This window comes from Amedibacillus sp. YH-ame6 (genome assembly GCF_053848845.1).
On sequence record NZ_JBSPEZ010000001.1, the window covers coordinates 340,527 to 361,935 of the forward strand.

The 21,409-nt window shown below is 30.8% G+C and carries 20 protein-coding genes; 4 read left to right on the plus strand and 16 right to left on the minus strand.

The features are described from left to right. Positions 1-25 precede the first annotated feature (25 nt). From ACWG0P_RS01610 to ACWG0P_RS01675, 14 genes are all read right to left on the minus strand, one after another. Positions 26-1,615: an ABC transporter permease subunit gene (locus ACWG0P_RS01610; RefSeq protein WP_455800178.1), complete on the minus strand. Its 1,590-nt coding sequence runs from the start codon at positions 1,613-1,615 to the stop codon at positions 26-28. After that, positions 1,605-2,393, minus strand: a complete 789-nt coding sequence (locus tag ACWG0P_RS01615) for an ABC transporter ATP-binding protein (RefSeq protein WP_455800179.1) — start codon at positions 2,391-2,393, stop codon at positions 1,605-1,607. The genes ACWG0P_RS01610 and ACWG0P_RS01615 overlap by 11 nt, the downstream gene beginning before the upstream one ends. Next, entirely contained in the window at positions 2,381-3,358 is a 978-nt protein-coding gene (locus tag ACWG0P_RS01620; RefSeq protein ID WP_455800180.1) for an extracellular solute-binding protein, read from the minus strand. The genes ACWG0P_RS01615 and ACWG0P_RS01620 overlap by 13 nt, the downstream gene beginning before the upstream one ends. Positions 3,359-3,498: 140 nt before the next feature. Continuing rightward, a complete protein-coding gene (locus ACWG0P_RS01625) occupies positions 3,499-4,998 on the minus strand; it encodes an LCP family protein (RefSeq protein WP_455800181.1) in 1,500 nt (499 codons plus the stop codon). Positions 4,999-5,064: 66 nt separating this feature from the next. Beyond that, positions 5,065-6,348 carry an LCP family glycopolymer transferase gene (locus ACWG0P_RS01630; protein ID WP_455800182.1) on the minus strand — a complete coding sequence of 428 codons (1,284 nt, stop codon included), beginning with the start codon at positions 6,346-6,348 and terminating at the stop codon, positions 5,065-5,067. A gap of 377 nt (positions 6,349-6,725) precedes the next feature. Beyond that, the gene (locus ACWG0P_RS01635; RefSeq protein WP_455800183.1) at positions 6,726-8,189 is read right to left on the minus strand and encodes a lipopolysaccharide biosynthesis protein; all 1,464 of its coding nucleotides are present in this window, start codon (positions 8,187-8,189) and stop codon (positions 6,726-6,728) included. Position 8,190: 1 nt separating this feature from the next. Continuing rightward, entirely contained in the window at positions 8,191-9,348 is a 1,158-nt protein-coding gene (locus tag ACWG0P_RS01640; protein WP_455800184.1) for a CDP-glycerol glycerophosphotransferase family protein, read from the minus strand. A 14-nt stretch (positions 9,349-9,362) separates the two neighbouring features. Then, positions 9,363-10,532, minus strand: a complete 1,170-nt coding sequence (locus ACWG0P_RS01645) for a CDP-glycerol glycerophosphotransferase family protein (protein WP_455800185.1) — start codon at positions 10,530-10,532, stop codon at positions 9,363-9,365. Positions 10,533-10,545: 13 nt separating this feature from the next. Beyond that, positions 10,546-11,553: a glycosyltransferase family 2 protein gene (locus tag ACWG0P_RS01650; RefSeq protein ID WP_455800186.1), complete on the minus strand. Its 1,008-nt coding sequence runs from the start codon at positions 11,551-11,553 to the stop codon at positions 10,546-10,548. A gap of 14 nt (positions 11,554-11,567) precedes the next feature. Continuing rightward, positions 11,568-12,428 (minus strand): glycosyltransferase family 2 protein, encoded by an 861-nt coding sequence (locus ACWG0P_RS01655; protein WP_455800187.1) that lies wholly within the window; start codon positions 12,426-12,428, stop codon positions 11,568-11,570. 3 nt (positions 12,429-12,431) lie between these two features. Next, positions 12,432-13,820 (minus strand): O-antigen polymerase, encoded by a 1,389-nt coding sequence (locus ACWG0P_RS01660; protein ID WP_455800188.1) that lies wholly within the window; start codon positions 13,818-13,820, stop codon positions 12,432-12,434. Between the two features lie 86 nt (positions 13,821-13,906). Then, positions 13,907-16,135 (minus strand): YfhO family protein, encoded by a 2,229-nt coding sequence (locus ACWG0P_RS01665; RefSeq protein ID WP_455800189.1) that lies wholly within the window; start codon positions 16,133-16,135, stop codon positions 13,907-13,909. After that, positions 16,122-17,075 (minus strand): glycosyltransferase family 2 protein, encoded by a 954-nt coding sequence (locus tag ACWG0P_RS01670; protein ID WP_455800190.1) that lies wholly within the window; start codon positions 17,073-17,075, stop codon positions 16,122-16,124. The genes ACWG0P_RS01665 and ACWG0P_RS01670 overlap by 14 nt, the downstream gene beginning before the upstream one ends. A gap of 31 nt (positions 17,076-17,106) precedes the next feature. Continuing rightward, positions 17,107-17,520: a GtrA family protein gene (locus ACWG0P_RS01675; protein WP_455800191.1), complete on the minus strand. Its 414-nt coding sequence runs from the start codon at positions 17,518-17,520 to the stop codon at positions 17,107-17,109. A gap of 188 nt (positions 17,521-17,708) precedes the next feature. Between ACWG0P_RS01675 and ACWG0P_RS01680 the strand changes: the two genes are divergently transcribed. Together ACWG0P_RS01680 and ACWG0P_RS01685 are read left to right on the plus strand one after the other, a co-directional pair. After that, positions 17,709-17,924: a hypothetical protein gene (locus tag ACWG0P_RS01680; protein ID WP_455800192.1), complete on the plus strand. Its 216-nt coding sequence runs from the start codon at positions 17,709-17,711 to the stop codon at positions 17,922-17,924. Between the two features lie 335 nt (positions 17,925-18,259). Beyond that, positions 18,260-18,457 (plus strand): hypothetical protein, encoded by a 198-nt coding sequence (locus ACWG0P_RS01685; RefSeq protein WP_455800193.1) that lies wholly within the window; start codon positions 18,260-18,262, stop codon positions 18,455-18,457. 404 nt (positions 18,458-18,861) lie between these two features. Here the strand turns inward: ACWG0P_RS01685 and tnpB are convergent, their stop codons facing one another. Both tnpB and ACWG0P_RS01695 read right to left on the minus strand, forming a co-directional pair. Next, a complete protein-coding gene (gene tnpB, locus ACWG0P_RS01690) occupies positions 18,862-18,999 on the minus strand; it encodes an IS66 family insertion sequence element accessory protein TnpB (RefSeq protein ID WP_455800201.1) in 138 nt (45 codons plus the stop codon). Positions 19,000-19,297: 298 nt separating this feature from the next. Then, positions 19,298-19,432, minus strand: coding sequence for a hypothetical protein (locus ACWG0P_RS01695; protein ID WP_455800194.1), 135 nt, complete (start codon positions 19,430-19,432; stop codon positions 19,298-19,300). Positions 19,433-19,866: 434 nt separating this feature from the next. On the opposite strand from ACWG0P_RS01695, the gene ACWG0P_RS01700 reads away from it, so the two are divergent. Both ACWG0P_RS01700 and ACWG0P_RS01705 read left to right on the plus strand, forming a co-directional pair. Beyond that, positions 19,867-20,649 carry a transposase gene (locus ACWG0P_RS01700; RefSeq protein WP_455800195.1) on the plus strand — a complete coding sequence of 261 codons (783 nt, stop codon included), beginning with the start codon at positions 19,867-19,869 and terminating at the stop codon, positions 20,647-20,649. Beyond that, entirely contained in the window at positions 20,640-21,155 is a 516-nt protein-coding gene (locus ACWG0P_RS01705) for a transposase (protein ID WP_455800196.1), read from the plus strand. Before ACWG0P_RS01700 ends, ACWG0P_RS01705 begins: the two co-directional genes overlap by 10 nt. The last annotated feature ends 254 nt before the right edge of the window (positions 21,156-21,409 follow it).

The following is a 21,409-nucleotide window of genomic DNA, read 5'->3' on the forward strand; positions in this document are numbered from 1 at the left end:
TTCCTCTTTTCCATTAAAATTCATATCATTTTGAATCATCTAATTTTCTAGCATAGCGTTTCACCACATAGATGCACAATTTCAAAATGCCGTTTACAAATAAAATTATAACTGAAATAAATGCAGTGGCTTCAATTAACGATTGAGAATCAAACTGTGGTATCAATAATGCAAGTGGCATATTTCTAAAGTTTGCTAAGAAAGAAATAGCTGAAATAGTTACCATACTATTTACAAATAAATAGGAAAACATTTCAATAATTGTCTCTTTCGTACATGGAACATATACATCTAACAACATTCTTATCTTACTGATTCCCATACTCACCGAAATATCTTCCAAATTTTCGTTGAACTTACTTAAGGAATTATATGCAACTAAATACGGAGAGGCAAAGAAGTGAATGGTATTGACTAAAATCAATATCATGATTGTACCATATATGAAACTGCCTTTAAAGAATATAACATAACAAAGACCAAGCACAACACCTGGTATCGCGAGCGATACCATAGCAATCAAATGTAATGCAGCATTTGAAAATGTTCTTTTTGATCGTGCTGTAATATATGCTGTAAAATAAATAACACACACACCAAACAGTGATGTAACAAGAGCAATCGCTAATGAATTCTTCAAATACATACCTACTCCAAGATTAAACGCATCCTGTACATTTGCTAAAGAAAAACTCATATCAATAGGATATTGTTTTACAAATGATAAAACAATAAATGCAATAATTGGAAGAGATACCAAGAATACAGTCATAGCACAAACAATATAACTAAAAAGATCCCTTTTCTTATTCTTTTGTATTTGATAAGCCTTCGTAACAGTACTGCTATTTCCACCATTTTCATTTTTAAAATCTAAAATAAATGCAATGAACGCTGGTACTAATAATATGACACCAATGATTGCTCCTTTTGAGAAATCTAACAATCCAATTACTTCTCTATACATATAGACTGGAAGGGTCATAATTTTACCGCCAACAACAAGAGGAACACCATAATCTGTAAAAATCATTGTAAACACTGCAAAGATAACAGAAATCAATGCACCTTTCATATTAGGCAATGTTATGGTAAGCAACTGTTGTTTTTTGCTCAATCCTAATACTTGAGCTGCCTCATATGTAGTATAATCTTCATATTTAAATATATCTGTAAGCATTAAGAATGCCACAGGAAATGAATATAGAACTGATCCAATGATAATTCCTGGAAAACCATATAGCCCAATATTCACACCTAGAAAATTTGTAATTAAGCCATTATCTCCAAACAACAATACCAACCCCATCCCATGTGAAATAGATGGAATTAACATAGGTAATGTAAAAAGCATAGAAAAGATAGATTTATAACGTATATTACTACGATTTACACACCAAGCAAGTGCAAAAGCGATAGAGACTGAAAAAATTGTAGCAATGGTAGTCGCAATCAATGAATTCGTTATCATTCCTCCAAACTGTGCTGATGAAGTAACTTCTTTGATATCATTGATATTGATGTTAAGTAATAATGTAACAAGTGGAAAAACAACACTTAATAATAGAAATACACAAATGAGTATCTTTAATCCATTGAATCCCCTATTTTTCATAAGTATCCTTCCCTGTACACTTCAATAAGGATTCAAACTTCTGATCAAGGTGTGCAATCACAAAATCTTTTATATATTGATTTGCCGGATGGTCATATATATTCTTTGGAGTATCTAATTGTTCTATATTTCCTTCACTCATTACCATAATACGATCTGATAAATAAAACGCTTCTTCTTGTTCATGCGTAATAAAAATCATTGTGGAGTTAAATTTTCTTTGAATTTCTTTTAATTCTCTTTTCATAATTTCACGATTAGTAACATCCAATGCCGAGATTGGTTCATCTAAAAGAATTACTTTAGGGTTTAGTGCCAATGTACGCGCAATGGCAACACGCTGTTGTTGTCCTCCAGATAATTGACTAGGTTTTTTATCTTTATGCTCCATCATTCCAATTTGTTCAAGAGTTGTTTCAGCTATCGCTTTGCTCTTATTTCGAAATTCTGGTTTTAGTTTTAAAGCATACTCTACATTTTCAAAAACAGTCATATTTGGAAATAAAGCATAGTTTTGAAATATTATGCCCATTCCTCTTTCATTAGGCTTTAAATTTGTAATGTCTTTTCCATCCAATAGAATCATGCCATCAGTTTGCGTCTCCAAACCTATTAATATACGTAGCAAAGTTGTTTTACCACAACCGCTTGGTCCTAGGACACTTAAAAATTCTCCATTTTTCACATCGAAAGATATATGTTTTAGAACATCTTTTCCATCATAGTTTTTGTGTAACTGTTGTACGGATAATTTTATTTCATTATTTAATATTTCCATTTGCTTAATAACCTCTCTTTTTCACTAATTTTTTGAATCCCATCCATATTTGCATACGGTATATCAGTAGGATAATTCTTGATATTATTTTTTTGTTTTACTAATACTTGCTCAGGTGAAAAATTTTCTTTATCATAAATGAAGAAATCATTTGTGATGAAATCGAATATTTCTCTAACTTTCTCACTATCTTTCCCTTTTATCATCGCAGTACCTGTTAATGAATATGGAGAACCTTCAGGAGGAAATACAACTTCAAATGGTGAGCCGTTATTTATTTCATTCATCGCTTGAAAAGTTAGACCCAATCCAACAGCAACTTCACCCTGGATTAGTAACTTAACTGGACCAGAACCAGATTCAGTAAATGATTTTATGTTTTTTTCTAATTTATCAAAGTATGCAAGTGCTCCTTCATCACCTCGTTCATTCACGAGGCTCTTATAGAAGAAATATCCTGTGCCACTTGTCTTAGGATCTGGCATTGAAATCAAATTTTTATATTTAGGATCTAATAAATCATCATAAGTTTTTGGAGCTGGCAAATTATACTTTTTCAATACCTCTTTATTCACAATAAATGCACCTGCTTGGCGCTCCCATGTCAAATACTTGTTATCATGCTTACCCATTGTTAGGTCTGGTAGGTAATTTTGCTCCTTAATACCAGATAGATCTTGTAAGCTATCCTTAACTTTTTCTAAATAGGAAGTTTCTAAGCCTACGATTATATCAGCGTCACTATTTTCTTTCTCTACTTTTACTTTAGCGGCTGCCTTTGCAGTAGATACATACATAACCAATATATCTTCACTTGGAAATCTAGTACTTAGTTGTTTTTGGAGTTCTTCTGTCCTATATTGCTCTAAGCTTGAATATATAATAATGCTTCCTTGTTCTGATTTCACTACATCAAATGTCAATAGCGAAGCTAAGATCAGTAAGAAAATAACGATTTTTTTCATTTTTATCCCTCTTTTGTTATATACAACAAATATATTAGCATATAAATGAACAATTGTGTACTTATATTTTATTAAGAAATAGGATAAAAAAGAAGAAATTATTATCTTGGCATAATTTCTTCTCTCGAACTAATTAATTTTTATTGATTATCTTTTATCAAATTTACTTTTTTCCCATCTTCCATTAGTTTGATATTCTTTTGAATTTTTTTCAAAGAATCTTCGTCTGGAATAGAAACATAAATTGAACTTCCCTTCATACTGTAGCTTTCCGTAGATTCAGATGGTTCCACTAATAATATTTCATTTTGAATGTCCCAAGTTGCCATATCTGACAATTGCATTTGAATGAAAGATCTTATCTGTGATTCTTCTAAATTTGTTTCGAATGCCCCAGAAATAGAATCTAATATTTTAGAATAACGTGTGATAATTGCAGGAGAACTTGCTTTATGTATAAGCGCTTTTAGAACTCGTTGCTGATTTTGACCACGCATATTATCTCCATCAGCAAAAATTTTGCGTTCCCTTGAATAGATTAATGCTTTTTTTCCATCTAATTCAATTGGTCCTTCAGCAAAATGGTGAAACCCATACCCACTAGAAGATTCATATCCATTAGTAAATTCTACAGGATTATCAACAGTAACACCACCAACGGCATCAACCACTTTCATCAATGAAGTGAAATTTATTCTTACATAGTAATCTATTTTACAATCCAAGAAATTATTTAATGTATTGATACTTTCATTCATACCATAAATACTTGCATGAGTCAATTTGTCCATTTCTTTAAAAGATGCTAATTCAACATATGTATCGCGAGGTATCGTAGTCATCAAAATCTGTTTCGTTTTAGGATTGACAGTCAAAATAATATTAACATCCCCATGTTTTACTTCTTCAACTTGTCCTTCGAAAACATCAGCACCACTAATGTATATATTTATTGTTTCTTCTGTTATGTCGGTTTTTGAATCTGTATTGCCAATTTTTTCTTTTATTTCCGTTTTGTAAATGACTTTTGTCTTTGATGTGAAATCACTCATTTCCTGCAAAATTAGATAACGTGTCGATTCATTCAATATAATCGATGAAACTTTTCCTTCATACAATGCATTTGCTAATTCTGCATTGGATTTGTAGGCTTTGGTATTAATTTCACCTTCTACTTCATCTTCAATGGTATCTATGGCATTCGCAATAACTCCACCCCCACCGATTGTAGTTATTCCAAAATTTTCTGATTTCAAACTATCCAAAGATTCTATATTGCTATCTGCTAACACAATTACGGAAACGACATGCGTTTCAAAATTTGAACCAATACTATTCAAAAAGCTATTTCCTTTAAACACCATAATGTTCATAATTAGTAATAGTATACTTAATACAATGCTAATGATTTTACCAATTGCAATCCTTGATCCCCCTTTATTTTTTTGCTTTTTTTTCCGCATCATATAAAATGGCAATAAGAAAAGGAGTAAAACTATTGCTACAAAGATCATAAAATATAACATAGGAAGCATGTTAAGTCGATAGACTGAGAATATCAACAATAAAGAAACCACTGCTTGGATGATTCTCAAAAATCGTCTAGATGTTAATCTTTTAAATGCTTGATTTTTTTTCATATTATCCCAACCTTTCAAAGATAAAACAATCTATTAGAATTATAATAGATTGCTCTCTTAATATATCTAATTTTTAAATACTGTATCTGTGTCAGCTGTTTCGGTAGCTACAATTTTCTCATTATTCTCCATTTTATGAATTAATGAAGAAATATAATCAACCGATTCTTGTACAGGATAACTTACATATAATTCTTGTCCTGGTGCACTAAAACATTCTGTTGACATACCTTCTGTAACTAGTAACTGTGCAGATTGTATATCCCATTTAGCCATATCCCCTAATTGCATTTGAATAAAAGACTTGATCTGTTTATCTGTTAGATTTGTCTCAAATGATCCTTCAAGAGATTGTAGAAGGCCAGAATAGCGAGTTATGATTGCAGGAGAAGTTGCCTTATTGATGATTGCTGATAATACACGTTGCTGATTTCTTCCACGCATGTTATCTCCATCTTCAAACACTTTTCTTTCTCTTGAATATATCAGTGCTTTTTTTCCACTCAAGTCTAGAGAACCAACTGGGAAATTATGTATTCCAAATCCGCTTGAAGCTTCATAACTATTTGTAAAAGCTACAGGATTTTCAACAGTTACTCCACCTAATGCATCTACAATTCTTACTAAAGAACTGAAATTGATTCGGAAATAATTATCAATTTCAACATTGAAGAATTTTCCTAAAGTAGCCACACTTTCATCTAGTCCATAAATACTTGCGTGTGTCAATTTATCCAAACCACCATAAGATGCTAATGTTACATAAGAATCTCTAGGTACGGATGTAATTAGAACTTGTTTAGTAGTTGGATTTATTGTCGCTATTATATTAACATCGCTTCGTTCTGATTCTTCTTCAGAATCATCAAACATGTCATTCCCGCTTATGAATACTGAAATGGTTTCTTTTGTAATATCTACATCGTTTGCATTCTCAATTTCTTTTTTTATCTCTGTTTTATAAATGATTTTTGTTTTACTATTGAAGTCTTTATACTTCTCCTTAATGATGGTACGATTGCTCTCGTTTAATATAATCGCATCTATCTTACCATCATAAAGTTGCTGAGTTAAATCCAATGCTGAATCCGCAGATTTAATCGTTATACTTAAAGATAACTCTTTTTCAATATTTTCTACAGCATTAGCAATAATAACTCCACCTGTTTTTACAACAGTTCCAAAATTTTTATTTTCTAAATCTTTAATGTCATTAAATTCACTTTCATTCATAACAATAACACTGACAGAATGAACATCATACTTCATACCAAATCCAGATAAAAAACTATCTCCTTGATAAACAAAAATACTCAATACAGCTAAACAAATACTTAGCAAAAGACTCAAAATTTTAGCTATTCCTGATCTAATTGGATTTTTCTTTTGATTTGAAGAAAGCCAAAAGAAAAGAAGAAATAAAACTATTATGACACTACCGAATATCACCAAATATAACATTGGTAATACATTTAAGTGGAATACAAAGTAAAATAGTAAAAGCGAAGCAATCGCTTGCAAGGACAAAATGAAACCTTTTGAAGTTAAATAGTACGTTATCCCCTTTTTTTTCATATTAAAGCCCTCCAATAAAATATAAATCCTTATCGCAATAATTTTATAGTATTACTTACATTATAGCAATCTTTATTTTCTTAAGAAATTGTAATGGCAACCTTATTTAAAAGGAAAAGGTGTGATTTCTCACACCTTTTCTAAATTATTTTCTATAAAAGCTTCCTTTTAGTCATTTTGCAATAGAGAAAGAAACCTCCAAAATAAACTCCAAGTCCAATCGCAATACTAAAGACAAAGTTCAATAAACCTGAATCATTATATATAAATGTTACAACGCCATACATCAACAATGAAAATACTATCACACGTATAATATACTCGATTTTAATATGCAACTTCATTTTCGCACTTTTCATACCAATGATAATAGTAAGAATAGCTTGTATTAGGGAAGTAAAAAGAATCGTTACTCCTGCGCCATTTAATCCCCATAAGGGTATTAAAATATAATTCAAAGATATATTTATAACCGATGTAATCAATAAAATAAATGTGAACCATGCTGTTTTTCTTGTTAAGTCAATCAAATAACTAAAAATATTGAACATCATATTAAATAACATTGTTAAACATAAAATGAAACATAGAAAAGGCATTGCTACATAATTACCATCCGACAATAGAGAAACTATTGTTGGCAAAACACTTATCAATCCAAATGACAAGGGTATTCCTATCATTATACCTAAATTAAAGGCCTTTGTCAGATAAGACGAAACCATAGCTTTGTCTCCCATATTCCAATATTTTGAAATATGAGGCATAATAGTATAGCTCAACACTGTATTTAAGATAAACAGCCTCACTACGAGTGAATAATTAAAAGTATATGCAGCTGAATCATTTAATCCCATCAAATGGTTCAAAATGAATTTTCCTATTTGTGAATTCACCCAACTTAAAATCAAATAAGGCATTAATGGTAATGCATATATATAATACTTTTTTAGTGGTTTCCATTCGATTTTAAAAGGAATATCTTTGAAATATTTATTTAATGGGATAAGTATCATAAAAATCGAAATTAATTCAATAATACAGTGTATCCACAAAACGAATTCTAGCGATATTTCATAACGAAAAAAATAAGCAAGAACTAGAATAAGACACTTCAACACATTTTTGACTGTCGTATTAAAGTTTGAAACCTTTATATCTCCTATTGCTCTAAAGAAATCTTGAAACAAAGTAGAGAATGCCAAAAGTATGTAATATAAAGACATTGTAAACATTACATTTCCATACTCAGGAGTATTAAACATTAAAATTGAAAAATAATCATTAAATCCATTTAAAATTCCAATTAACAACAATCCAATTGGGATGATTGTTAAACAAATAGTGACAAATCTAGATTTTATTTTTTCTTTATTAGGTTCTCCTGCAAAAAACACACAAAAAGCACTGTTCATTTTCACTAGTAAGATAGGGGCTAATAATACCCCTAAGGTTGTTAGCTGATTAACAACAGCGTAATCACTTTTTATCATAGAACGCGCAAGAATTGCAAACGTAATAGTAGATGTGATTGCCCCTAGTACTTCAGTAAATCCTCGACCAATTATATCACTCGCTAGTTTTCCGAAATTTCCTTTAAATATTTGTTTTTTCATATTAACTTTTTACCTTTCGGTAAATCAACAACAATTTCTTGATGAACAGATTTTGCTTAGACCATTTATGTACGAAGCGTATTCTAAAATCATGATCCTTTACTTTAACATATCTAGAAAAAGGCAGTCTTTCTTTATTTAAAGGTGATAAAGTTGGAAATGAGCTCTTTCCTGTTTCTCGAAATTCATCGATGATGTCCATGATCATAATGGCAGTTTTACCTGTATTTTTAAAATTCTTAGCAGAATAATCAATAGCTTCCTTTTGATATGTATCATAGTTATCTAAGATATTCTCAATACAACTCTTTAAATTCTCTTTTGATGTTTTTAACACGAAATCATAATCTGTTTCAGGAAAACGTTTAGGGTTTTGATCTGGAATCAACCAATTACTAACGGAAACAGCAGGAATCCCTAACATAACCGCTTCGCACATCGTACTTGATTCCTCTGATACCAAGATGTCAGATATTGCAATTACTTCCATTATATTCGTCTTAGGGTCAAGTATCGTTACATTTGGTATGTCCTTGTGCAATTCATACATGTGTTGCATTTCATCATAACATTCCTTATATGCTGCCGATGTTTTCGGATCAAATGGATAATGCTTAATTAGCAGATTAACATCTAAGTCTTTGAGCGATTGTACAAAGTCATCTTGTTTATGATCATTTTCCCAAGCAGGAGCGTATAAAATCGTCTTTTTATTTAAATCCATTTGATGCTTTTCAAATATATCTTTCTTCAATTGTTCTTTATTTAAGCTATTTAATATATCTGCTTTAGGCCAACCTATTTCATATACACCATGTTTAGGGCGTGTATAATAAGATTTAGAAGACTGTTCCCACAAATCCTTCCATGTTTGACCTGGCAAAATTCCAAAATCATATTTATTCCATGGTTCATTTGCCCATATATCAGGCCAACGTCCATAACCTTGAATAATGTCGTGCAACATAATTACCGAAAATTTACTATTCTCAGGGAAATTATCATGTTGACAATACATACCAATCTCACATTTTTCGAAAGGGTCTTGTGTTACCTTCACCTCATAGCCCCTATTTTCTGCTTCTTTGATTATAGGAAAATAGTTTTGATAATCTGCACTATCTTGATATACAAAAGTGATTTTCTTGGCTAACTTCATATTGACTCCTTTCTTTAAGAAATTCCAATATTCTTAAATACACATGTGCTTATTATAGCACAACTATCCTTGCTTTCAAAACTTGAAATAAATTCGAAAACTTCTTTTCGTTGTTTTTTATTACATATATTATCCTTTATGTTCTTCGCCAAACAATGAGACAATTCCTCTTTACTTTTAGGTGTGTCCCCACAAGTTACTTGCTCTATATCATAATACAAACCACGATCTTTATTCTTGTAAAAGTCATAATCATAGACATATTGGATAATCGGACGATTTAGTACTAAGAAATCAAAAATACAACTACTATAGTCAGAAATTAATATATCACTTGCCCCTAACAATAGCTGTGTATCAATATCATCCACTTGAAAAATATGATAATCATTATGACAGTATCCTGTATCAATAAAATGATTCTTGTTAATTATAAAGACTTCTTTTCCAGTTTCTTTCTCAATCTTTTCTATATCTTCGGCTAGTAAAAACTCATTCTGTTTCTTCACTTGGTCTCTAAATGTTGGCATATACGTAATTATAACACCTTCACTCATATCTACTTCATATTTTTTTAAAACTATGTTGCATAAAGCCTTCCTCGCTTCTGCTAATGAATCTTCGCTATAGAATAAAACATTTCTTGGTTGTCCGACTAAAAGTATTTTATCTTCGTTCAAGTCAAAAGCAGTTAACAAACTGGATTTGTAGACATCAGATGGTGCTATGTATAAGTCACACTGTTCAACTCTTTTTATTAATTTATGCCGTATACCATTACGATTGATATCTCTTGTATCATAAGCTATCTTCTTCCAAGCAATTCCATGCCACAACATCACCATATAGGAACCTCTCACAAGATTATACTCCGAGAAATCCTTATATCCATGTGTCATGACTGAAATTTTTGAAGTTACACAATAAAACCATGCTTTAAAGCTTCCCCTCTTTAAAACGGTCACATTCTCATACTCTTCAGGGAAGATTGATGGATCCTTTAAAATCCAAACATATTCAAATTTGTCACCATATGTTTCATACATATATGTAAATAGATATTTAGAATTATCTGAAAATCGTTGAGAAAACCACGCACCAAATACAATTCTATTTTTTTTCTTCGGAATGTATTTACATAAAAAACAAACGATTAATCTCCAAATCCATATAACATTTGTCATCCTTATTTCCTCTTTACTTTACGAGTCTTTTCACAACTTTACGAAATGCCGTGAATAGATTGATTAATATATAACTTTTTGATTGCAAGATTAGTTTATAAAGTTTATCTTCAGAAAATTTAAATTCAAAATTCTTTAGAATGTCATTTAGCTTATCATTTTGAAGTATAGCTCTCACTAATTCTTTACGATCTGTCTTTGAACTATTCTCAATTGTTACAAAACAAGTTCTTAAAAAATAATTAGGAAATATTTCCATTTTATCTTTATCAATTTTCAAATCATTAGCAAATGATAAACTTTTGTACAATAATTGTTCTGCATTCGTGATTCGAGACAATGACCCAGTTTTTGTAATTGAGTTGGAAGTAGATAGCATGTATTCATAAAGTATCTTATCATATGAATAAACTGGATAATCTAATGTTAGAATATCCTGAATAAAAAGCATATCTTCACCGATTTTAAAATCTTTTTTAAATCGTATATTATACTGTTTGATAATATCCGTACGATAGAGCTTTCCCCAGATGGATAGAAAAATTTTATTCAAATAATAAACATCATAAATATTCCTAATGTCTTCTGGAATTATTATTTCACTACTCAATGGTGCGAATTCTTGAACAGACTTTTTATCTTTGAAATTTCCTTTCATCATTGCATAACCGCCAAACAACATACTGCATTCACTTGGAAGCGAATCTACCATTCCTTTCAGTACATTCGCTTTAAGAAAGTCATCGCTATCCACAAACATAAGATATTCACCTTTGGCATTTTCTATTCCTCTATTTCGTGTCTCCGATACCCCCATATTTTCTTGATCAATTAAGGAAATACGAGAATCTTTTTCTATTAGATCTTCAATCACTGCTTTACTATTATCCTTACTACCGTCGTTCACTAATATTATCTCTATATTTTTATAGTCTTGATTCAATATAGAGGAAACAGTATTAGAAACATAATTCTGTGCGTTATACACAGGAATAATAACACTTACCAAAGGTTCTTTCATTGTAGTTCCTCCTATTATTTCAAATAATCGTTATATACCGAGATTGCCACTTCATAATATTCTACCATAGTGCTCTTCTTAAAAGAATATAATAACTGTTTAAATTTAGCATACTTTCTCTTTTTGAGTATCTGTTTATGAAAATCAATATCAAACTTTCCACAATAATACATATAACTATCCATTTCTCTCTCAATCGTTTTACGATTCACTTTTTGTCCTTCTGTTGATGCACCTTCTAAGTGTATCAAATGTAAATCTTCAAAAAAACAATTATAAAACCCTCGAGAATGTAAACGTCTCGTTAAATCTGATTCTTCAAAATACATAAACAACTTTTCATCAAACCTCCCAACAAGTTCAAAGGTTTCTTTACGCATTAACATATCTGCCCCACTGATATACATACTTTCTTGCTTGAAGATGTTCTTTTTATTGCAAATCTTATTTGACTGCGCGCGTAAAAATGTATTTTCCTCTAAGTAATGAAATGACATATTCATTCCTAGGGTTGCATTCAACAATTTCATCCCAGCCATTCCAATTTTGTTATCTTTTTCTATTCTTCTAATTGCTTCTTTAAAAATTGGTTCAATCAGAATAGTATCAGGGTTTAAAAAGAGTAAATATTCACCATTTGCATGTTCACAACCTACATTATTACCATGACCAAACCCTTTGTTTTCATTTTTAATAACAGTGATACTTGGAAAATCTCTTTTTATATTATTAAACAACTCAAGTGTAGGAGAGTTATCTACCACTATAATTTCAGACTCGCCTATCATATCATTATATTTATCAATTGATAAAAGGCAATCCCTTAAGACTACCTCGTTTATATAACTAACAATTATTATAGATAATTTCATCATATGCTAGTTCACTTTCTTTTTCTTATAACAAACCAAGAAGAATAATAAAATTATAACAGCCAAATACATCCAATAACTAACTTGATTTACAAATGCGGAAAAGAAACACAAGAAAACTGGTGATAAATTATTCCCATGAACTAATAACAAAATTGGGTGTTTTATTTTACGATACAATGTTTCGATGATTCCAAACACAAATCCCCAAATGCTCAGAAACAGCGCTACTCCGATGTATCTCAAGTCATAAAAGCTCGTTCCTAAAAAATTTGTAGTAGTTAAACTAGGTTTAATTTTATAAAATTCATAATTCTTGTCGTACTCACCAAAAACGCGTTTCAGAACGAATTTGAATGGATGTAACTGTCTTACACCGTATGTGTAATCCTCTGCTTTTCTTACTGCAAGATTAAAATTGTCATGACTAACTGTAAAATAAGAATATAAGAATGCTGCCTTCGGAGGTAATTTAAACTTAGCTTGTATATCATTTGGGTTAACTTCTACATCACCTTCTTCTCCACCTAATTCTTTAGGCTCAAAAAAGCTGTCTAGTGCTTTAGATGAGTAGTGTCTTCCAAAAGACCCTAATTCATATCCACCAAAAGTAAATGCAAGGCATAGTATCAATATGAAGAATTTCTTTCCATTTAGGAAAAATACTGCCGTTGTCAATGATAATGCAGAACAAATAAAAATCCCTCTAGCAACTACGATTATAGGCATAAAGAATATTAAATAAAATATACAAATATATAAAATGATTTTTTTGGCTTTCGTTAAATCGCACTTTTTAATAGCGTAATAACACAAACCAGATATAATCGTGGATGCCTGTGTTATCAAATGGAATTTTGTATAAAACTTTAAATAAGCAGCTGGATCATTCGTCACAAAAAATGGTAAAAACCCGACGATTTTCCAAGTTAAAAGTAAACATATAAAACTAATGATTGTAATACTTACACAAATATAATATATACGATTATTTTGTACTTCAAATTTAAACGATTTTCTCTCTGTCTGTAACCATCTTGCTACTTTATCAGATGATTTATCACCTAGTCGATTACCAAGCAATATCATTACGTTAAAAATAAAAAATGCCAAGACAACATAAATCCATGTTTCGCTTACCCAAGGTTTTTGATATTTTAGTAATTGTAGATTAGCTAATCCAATTGTACCTAGCCATATACCAGTATATAAAGCCGATAATGACATAAAGTTGTCGTTCCATTTTGCAAAAACAAAATATAGCACGATTGCTTCTATAAGGATTAGAATAGATCCTACATAATTGTTAATGGATGTTATATAGCCAAATAACGCAAAAAATACAGTTCCTAGTATCAAATATAAACTTATTTTCTTATTCTCTTGATTTATCATTTTTATACCTCTATTTATTATTCTAATATCAATAATCTATAAATAATATACTTTCTTGCATATTTTGTCTATAGATTATCTTGATTTTAGCAATTTATATGCTTGTTATGCAACTTTTTATTAAGTATAATGTAGAATGCAAATAACAAACAGCTCGCAAGACTCACTACTATACCAGTAAACATACCTGGTGTTGAATATGTAAATTTGATATTATGATTTCCCTCATTTAATTTTAACGCCATCATTCCTATAGACTTAAAAATTTCAACTTCTTTACCATCCACATATGCACTCCAACCATTATCATACGGAATACTAAAAAATAAAGATTTGACATCACTCAATGAAATCGTTCCTCGAAAACCATCATTTGTAATTTCAAAATTTTCTAGGTTCTCTTTATCCCCCATAAATGAAACATTGTTTACAGAATTATCATACGTATATTTTGATAACCCTTTTATGGTATTCTTATTATCGTCGTCAATTACCAATGCTGCTATTGCGACTTTCGCTCGATCTTCTACCTTGATATTCATAAACTCTGATTTAAGAATATATGCATTTTGCGAAAAGCCTATTGGTAACGCTTCTTGTTCAACTACATAATTAGTACCTTCATTACTTGAGTACTTATCTATGATATTCTCTTGCTTTGCATCGTCTGTGATTTTATATTTTCCACTTAGCAAGGCCTCTAGATATGGGACTTCCTCATAGCGCATCGATGTTGATGTACGCTCAAATCCGAATGCTTGATTAAATTCTAAAATAGTAGGCGATATGGTTGAATCAAATGACCATATATTTTTTTGCTTTCCAATAAAACTTGTATAATTATCATACATTGCGTAACGATATTGCATATCATAAGTTTTCAAGTTATAACTATCATTTATTTTTTTAAGTATTTCTTCACTCGTTGAACTCCCTTGTCGGTATAAAAAGATATTAAAAGCGGTGCTAGCAAAAGAAAACAAAGAGACAAATACTAAAAGCATTTTAATAAATTTTTTATCATTTTTCATATAATCTAAAATAAATAATATAATAAGTCCCATCATAGACATCATTAGGTAGAGTAAGAATACGTTTTTTCTAAGGATTAAGTCCGGGTATATATACATAGTTAATAAAATTAGTACACCTAAACTAATTAAAATGGAAGTCTTAATTGGATATTCACGACGATTTTCTATCACTTTTATACTAGCTAAAACCATAATGATAATAAACATATACCACCATCGGTGATATATGGCAGTAAACCCATAGAATGATGCTGTAAGCAATGGTACAGCACTGCAAACTGCTAAAATAATTATCATAGCTGTTATCCAATTTCTTTTTTTCATGACATAAGCAATCACTAAACTACAAGCTACACAAGGGAGGTATAAAGAGGTGGAACTCCAATCTATGGATGTAATTGCAGATTGACGAAACATTACTTCACCAGGCATCAATAAGCTTTTTAGCATTGCCAAATATTCTGTTTTGGAAAAAGTGAGAGCAAATATTCCTTCTGTGCTAAAACCAGCCCTCGGATTATTTAAAATGAACATGATTGATGGTACAAAAAGAAAGGCTGCTAACCCTATTCCTAACAATCCTTCAATCATACATATACCGATATTCTTTAACATTGTCTTAATATCTGAATGAAAACGACAAATAAAGTAAATAATTAAAAATAAAACCTCACCAATAAAGAAAAAATAGTTTAAAAGGCAATTAAAAAATACTGCAACTACAAAAAAACCTTTTCTCTTTTCTGTGATTAATTTTTCAATTCCAATTAATAATAAAGGAAAAAGCGCTACAACGTCATGAAAATGATTAAACATTAGATTCGTACTTTGGAACCCACAAAAAGCATAAAGAATACTTCCAAGTACTGCATATTCTTTCTTCGAAACAAACCTTTTTAAAAATAGATAAGAAAGTAATCCAGCTACTGCATATTTTAGCATGTATAAAATACCTACAATAAAAGGAAATGCAGAGCTTGGAAATACTAAACTTACCCAGAAAAAGGGGCTCCCTAGATTATAAAAACTAAAAGCTCCGACAAACTGGGTTCCTAAATCTGTATTCCAGGACCACTGCGAAAAACCACTTTTTAAAACATCGTTTGCATACATGTTAAAGGTTAATTGTTGTGAATTGAAATCTCCACGTAGAGTAAACGCTCCATTCCCTTTATATATAAAATAAGCAAAAGATAGAAATCCTATAAACAAACAAATTGAAAAAGACAAAAAAGCAAATTTGTGTTTTTTTACAAATTTGTAAATTTTATTCTTTTTCATATGTACGCTCACTTATGATATAACGTGGTCTTTGCTTTGTTTCTAAGTATATTTTCCCAATATATTCTCCAATGATACCTAAACTAACCAGTTGTATTCCTCCCATCAAGCCGATGATACACACACTACTTGCCCATCCTGCAACCGTGTTTCCGGAAAAGTACGTAACAATAGCCCAAATAACTGCTAAAAAGCTCAGAACTGACACAATCAACCCAAAACCTGTTATCAACCGTATTGGCTTTATACTCAAACTTGTTATACCGTCAAAAGCTAAAGAAAGCATTTTGCTTAATGGGTAATGGCTATCACCTGCTAGACGCTCATGTCTCTCATAGTAAATAGATGTGCTTTTAAAACCCACAAGAGGGAACATTCCTCTTAAAAATAAATTTACTTCTTTAAAGTTTGCAAACTCTTTTAATACCTTGGATGAAGTTAAACGATAATCTGCATGATTATACACGCTTTCCACTCCCATTATTTTTAATATTTTATAAAATGTTTGGGCAGTAAAACGCTTAAAAAATGTGTCAGATTCTCTTGAATCTCTAACACCATAGACGATATCACAACCTTCGTGATATTTTTTAACCATTTCACTCATTGCGGTTATATCATCTTGCCCATCACAATCTATTGATATTGCTACATCGCATATATCTTTAACTTCCATCAAACCAGCAAGCACAGCATTTTGATGCCCTCTGTTTCTACTTTGGCAGATTCCCACAAAATGCTCATCTTCTTTTGCATAAGAACAAATCAAATCCCATGTAGCATCTTTACTGCCATCATTAATGAATAATATTCTACTTTTTTTATCTATCAAATCTTTTTTTATCATTTCTTGTAGCTGTTCTAAAAACATTGTTGCGGTTATGGGCAATACTTCTTGCTCGTTGTAACATGGTATTATCATATATAATATAGGCCTCATAGCTATATCCTCCTAACTATAGAATTTAAAATTATTTAAATACGAACCACTTGCTAATAAAATAATTCGCCACTATTACGATTACTTGCGTTTCCAATTTCGCGATCATTGGTAACTGCCCTATAATATTAGCTAGAAGAAATACACCACCCACTTCAACTATCATAGTAAACAACCTCGCGCCAATAAACTTAACCATTTCTTGAAATACGTCGTTAAAAGCTACACTCTTTGAGTTAAATACGTAAATTTTATTTGTGATATAAGCAAACAAAATCGATATAAATACTGAAGCAATATTACTAATTGTAACATCCAAACTCATGATTTCACTCAGAAAAGTAAACACTACTAAATTCACTAGTGTTGTACACAGACCTACAACTATGTACTTACTTCCTTCACTTTTCATAAGTGCTAATATTCCCTTTAATATTTTCTTCAAAGTTTTCTCCTTTAATGCTCACTACTTCTTTATGTAATAACTACATTATGTAATAACTACATAACATGAAATTTTCATCTATTATTTTAACATATATACTAATGAAGTAAAGGTTATTTTTCTAAGGAGTCCTCTATATTGTTGGTTTACAATAGATGTGATACAAAAGTATTAACAAAAAGCAAGATATGCGCTTTCGTTTATCTCTTGTAAAATATTTTGCGCTTGTTGGCGCTACAAAAACAACCATACGTTATAAAATAACTCTACAACTTGTTTATTTCTGGGTTCATCGTTTTGATGTTGATATCCACTCTTTAGCTGATCATTCTCATAAGCCTCTTCATCATCCTAGGCAACATTCTGATGAAGAATTGAAATGGATCAAAGATTTCGAAAAGTGAAAAGGAAAGACGAAAAAGATAAAGAAGAATTTGAAAAGATATTAAACGCATGTAAGTATCGAGGCTATGACAAAGGTATAAGAAAAATCTACATGAAATTATTGCATGATGGAATACGGATGAATAAAAATAAATAAAACGCTTAATGAAGAAGTTTGGCTTAACATGCCCTATTCATAAAATAAATCTTTATCGTAGAATGCGAAAGCGATGAATAGTGATACAATTTCGCCAAACGAGGTAGAAAGAAATTTCAAACAGTCTCCACGTAATGTAATACTAACAGAAATTACTTATCTATTTATTGAAATAATCAAAAAGCATATATATCCGTCATGAAAGACGCATATACAAATCAAGTATTCTCTTTTGTAGCAAGTGCATCACTGGAAGTTGATTTCGTGTTAGAAACAGTAGAGCTACTTATGAAAGTGCATCAAGTAACGCTTACTATAGAAACAATCATACATTCAGATCGAGGTTGTCATTATACAAGTATTTCATTTAGAGAATTATTAAAAACTAAAATTTGAGGCAATCAATTTACGCAGGAGAAACTGCAGGGACAATGCACCTCAAGAATCATTTTTTGGACATATGAAAGATGGACTTGATATCAGTGAATGTAAAACATTCAAAAAATTGACCGTCTAATAGATGGTTATATGGATTATAATGATAATGATAGATATCGATGGAATTTGTCTTCCCACCCTCACCCTATTCATCATCAATTCCACAACAATTGAAAATCATATACTGAAAATCATCTCCTTTTTACAAACATAGTATAGATGATGGTTTCTTTAATTTCTAAATGGGTTGTATTAGACGCTTACCATTTTTTTATTTTGCGCTTACTATACAAGTTCCTAATAGACAAAAAAGTGTCGCCAGTTGATTGACATACTGTCATTACTTCATTAACACAATGCAGTCAGAGTACTGAAATATTAAAACTGTGGTGTGTAAGAATAATCGTTCCATCTTCATTCTTGATCCACTTAAAATGTCCTTTATCTAAGCGTTTATATAAAAGCCAAAAACCATTCCCATCCCAGTATAAACATTTGATTTTATTATAGTGTCAATTACAGAAGATATACAACTAATCCTGGAAAAGATTAAGATGGTGTTTATCCTGTATCAGGGAAACGTAGCCATTGATTCCTTTTCGTAGATTAGTGTAGTCTTTAACCATATATATTTGTGCTATCTCCTGAAAGTGTATCATTGTAATGCCTTCATGATTTTGCGTAGTCCTTCATCACCCAATGAAGCATCTACTGATAAAGAAACTCCGTTCATTACGAATGAAATTCTTTTTTGTCCTTCGCATTTCACTGGTACAATACTGACTTCAGCAGTTTTGTTTATAAATTAGTATTTATGGTTCTTGAAACTCTTATAAGGAAGACTACGCTCTCTACAAATCGTTTCATATTCAATCCTGATAATTGCTGTTCTTTGTGTAGCTTTTCCCAATCATAATCATATTTTACTGGCATTGACTTCACCTCCTGTTGAATATATTATCCTACAGGAGTTATTGTTATTCTAGATGTGCTGTATTTGACGCTTACCCTCATTCTTCTTATAGTATACCAAAAGAAAAGACCCTGTAAAACAGGGCGCAATAAATTAGTGCGTGGGTGTGGCTACGCTATAAATTCTGTAGTTGCTATTTATTTTAGCCTTTAACATTTTGTGTGGCTACTATTTTCAAAAATAAAATCAGAACTCTAAACTTTTGTAGGGTCTAGGGGTACCTATAAACTTTCATAGGGTCAATATTTTTATGCCTCTAAACTTTTGTAGGGTTGTACTTTTTAAAAAAACCTTTCATGATAGAATTAATTTGTCCAATTAATCTATTACGAAAGGAGTTGGGAATATTCCCTTAAATGATTTTATCACACATGTTTTCAATTTAACAGAGGACATGATTCTTTCTTATGAAGTTGTTAAAGATAATGGAGTTATTCATCATTATATTACACTTCGAATTAAACCTTGTATTTGCCCTAACTGCTCTTCGTCTGAGCTCCATATAAAGGAGTACAGAACACGTATTATTAAACATGCAGCTTTACGAAACATTACTGAAATAATTCATTATAAAGCTCGCAGATTTGTTTGTAGGAACTGTGAAACCACCTTTTATGAATACAATCCTTTTTCTGTTTCTGCTCATAGAATTTCTACACAAATTAAGATTGATGTATTGGAGGTACTTCGTAACCCTAGAGTGACTTATAGTGATGTCGCCTCTAATTTCCATATTTCTAACACAGAAGTAATAAAGATATTCGACTCTTTTGTGAATATTGATCGTATATCTCTCCCGCGCATTCTTTGCATAGATGAAATTCATATTCCTATGATTGCGTACTCATCTGCATATGTTTGTGTCATGATGGATTTCCAGTCGTCCAATCTCATAGAGGTACTTCCTACTCGATTCAAAGTAGATTCACTTCGCTATTTTGATGCGATCCCTATGGAAGAAAGAAATAATGTTAAATATGTCTGTATAGATATGTGGGAGCCTTATAAAGACGTAATCAATCGACGTTTTAAGTCTGCGTTAGTTTTAATTGATAGTTTTCATGTAGTCGAACATTTAACAAAAGATTTTACATCTTTACGCATTCGTATTATGAATCAATATGAAACTAATTCGAATACGTATTACCTTTTAAAAAATGGAATTGGTTGCTTATAAAAAAATCTATTGAATTAGACAATCAAGCTAAATTTAATCATCGATTAAAAAGGTATGTAAATCTAAGAAATTTGTTCAACCTCCAACTAGAAATATCTCAAGAGCTTCATAAAGCATATGATCTAATGAATCGTTATCTATCTTTCAATGATTTAGCTACAGAAAATAATTGTAGAATTCAACTAAATGAGATTATTCATGATTTTATTTTGGCAGACATCCCTGAGTATTCCGAATTTATTACTTTACTTCAAAATTGGAAGGAAGAGATTATTAATTCTTTTACACGAGTGGATGGAAAAAGAATATCAAATGGACCTATGGAGTCTTTGAATGGAAGAATAGATAAATTAGAGGCAAATGCAAATGGTGTTAAAAATTATAAACGATTCAGAAATAGAACAATTTTTTGTTTTAATAAAACTGTTCAATATAAATTGACCGCTAAATATAAAACGAACAAATCAGAAGGAGCAAAGCGCGGTCATTATAAAGTAAGCGTCTAATACAGCCCATCTAAATAAAAAAGATGTCCTGAAGGACATTCCAAAAGATTAAATTTCGCCTGTAGATATAGTATACTATCTATAGGTGATTTTTTTGATTAAAGACTCTTCTGTTTTCGCTAAAAAAGAACTTGCTTCTAAACATAATCATTGTGATTCTTATCGTCCTGGTGAGAGTCATATTTCCATTGCTCATATCTTTTTTGAAAACCTACATAAGCTTACTTACCACTTCCATCTTTTCCCTGACTTAA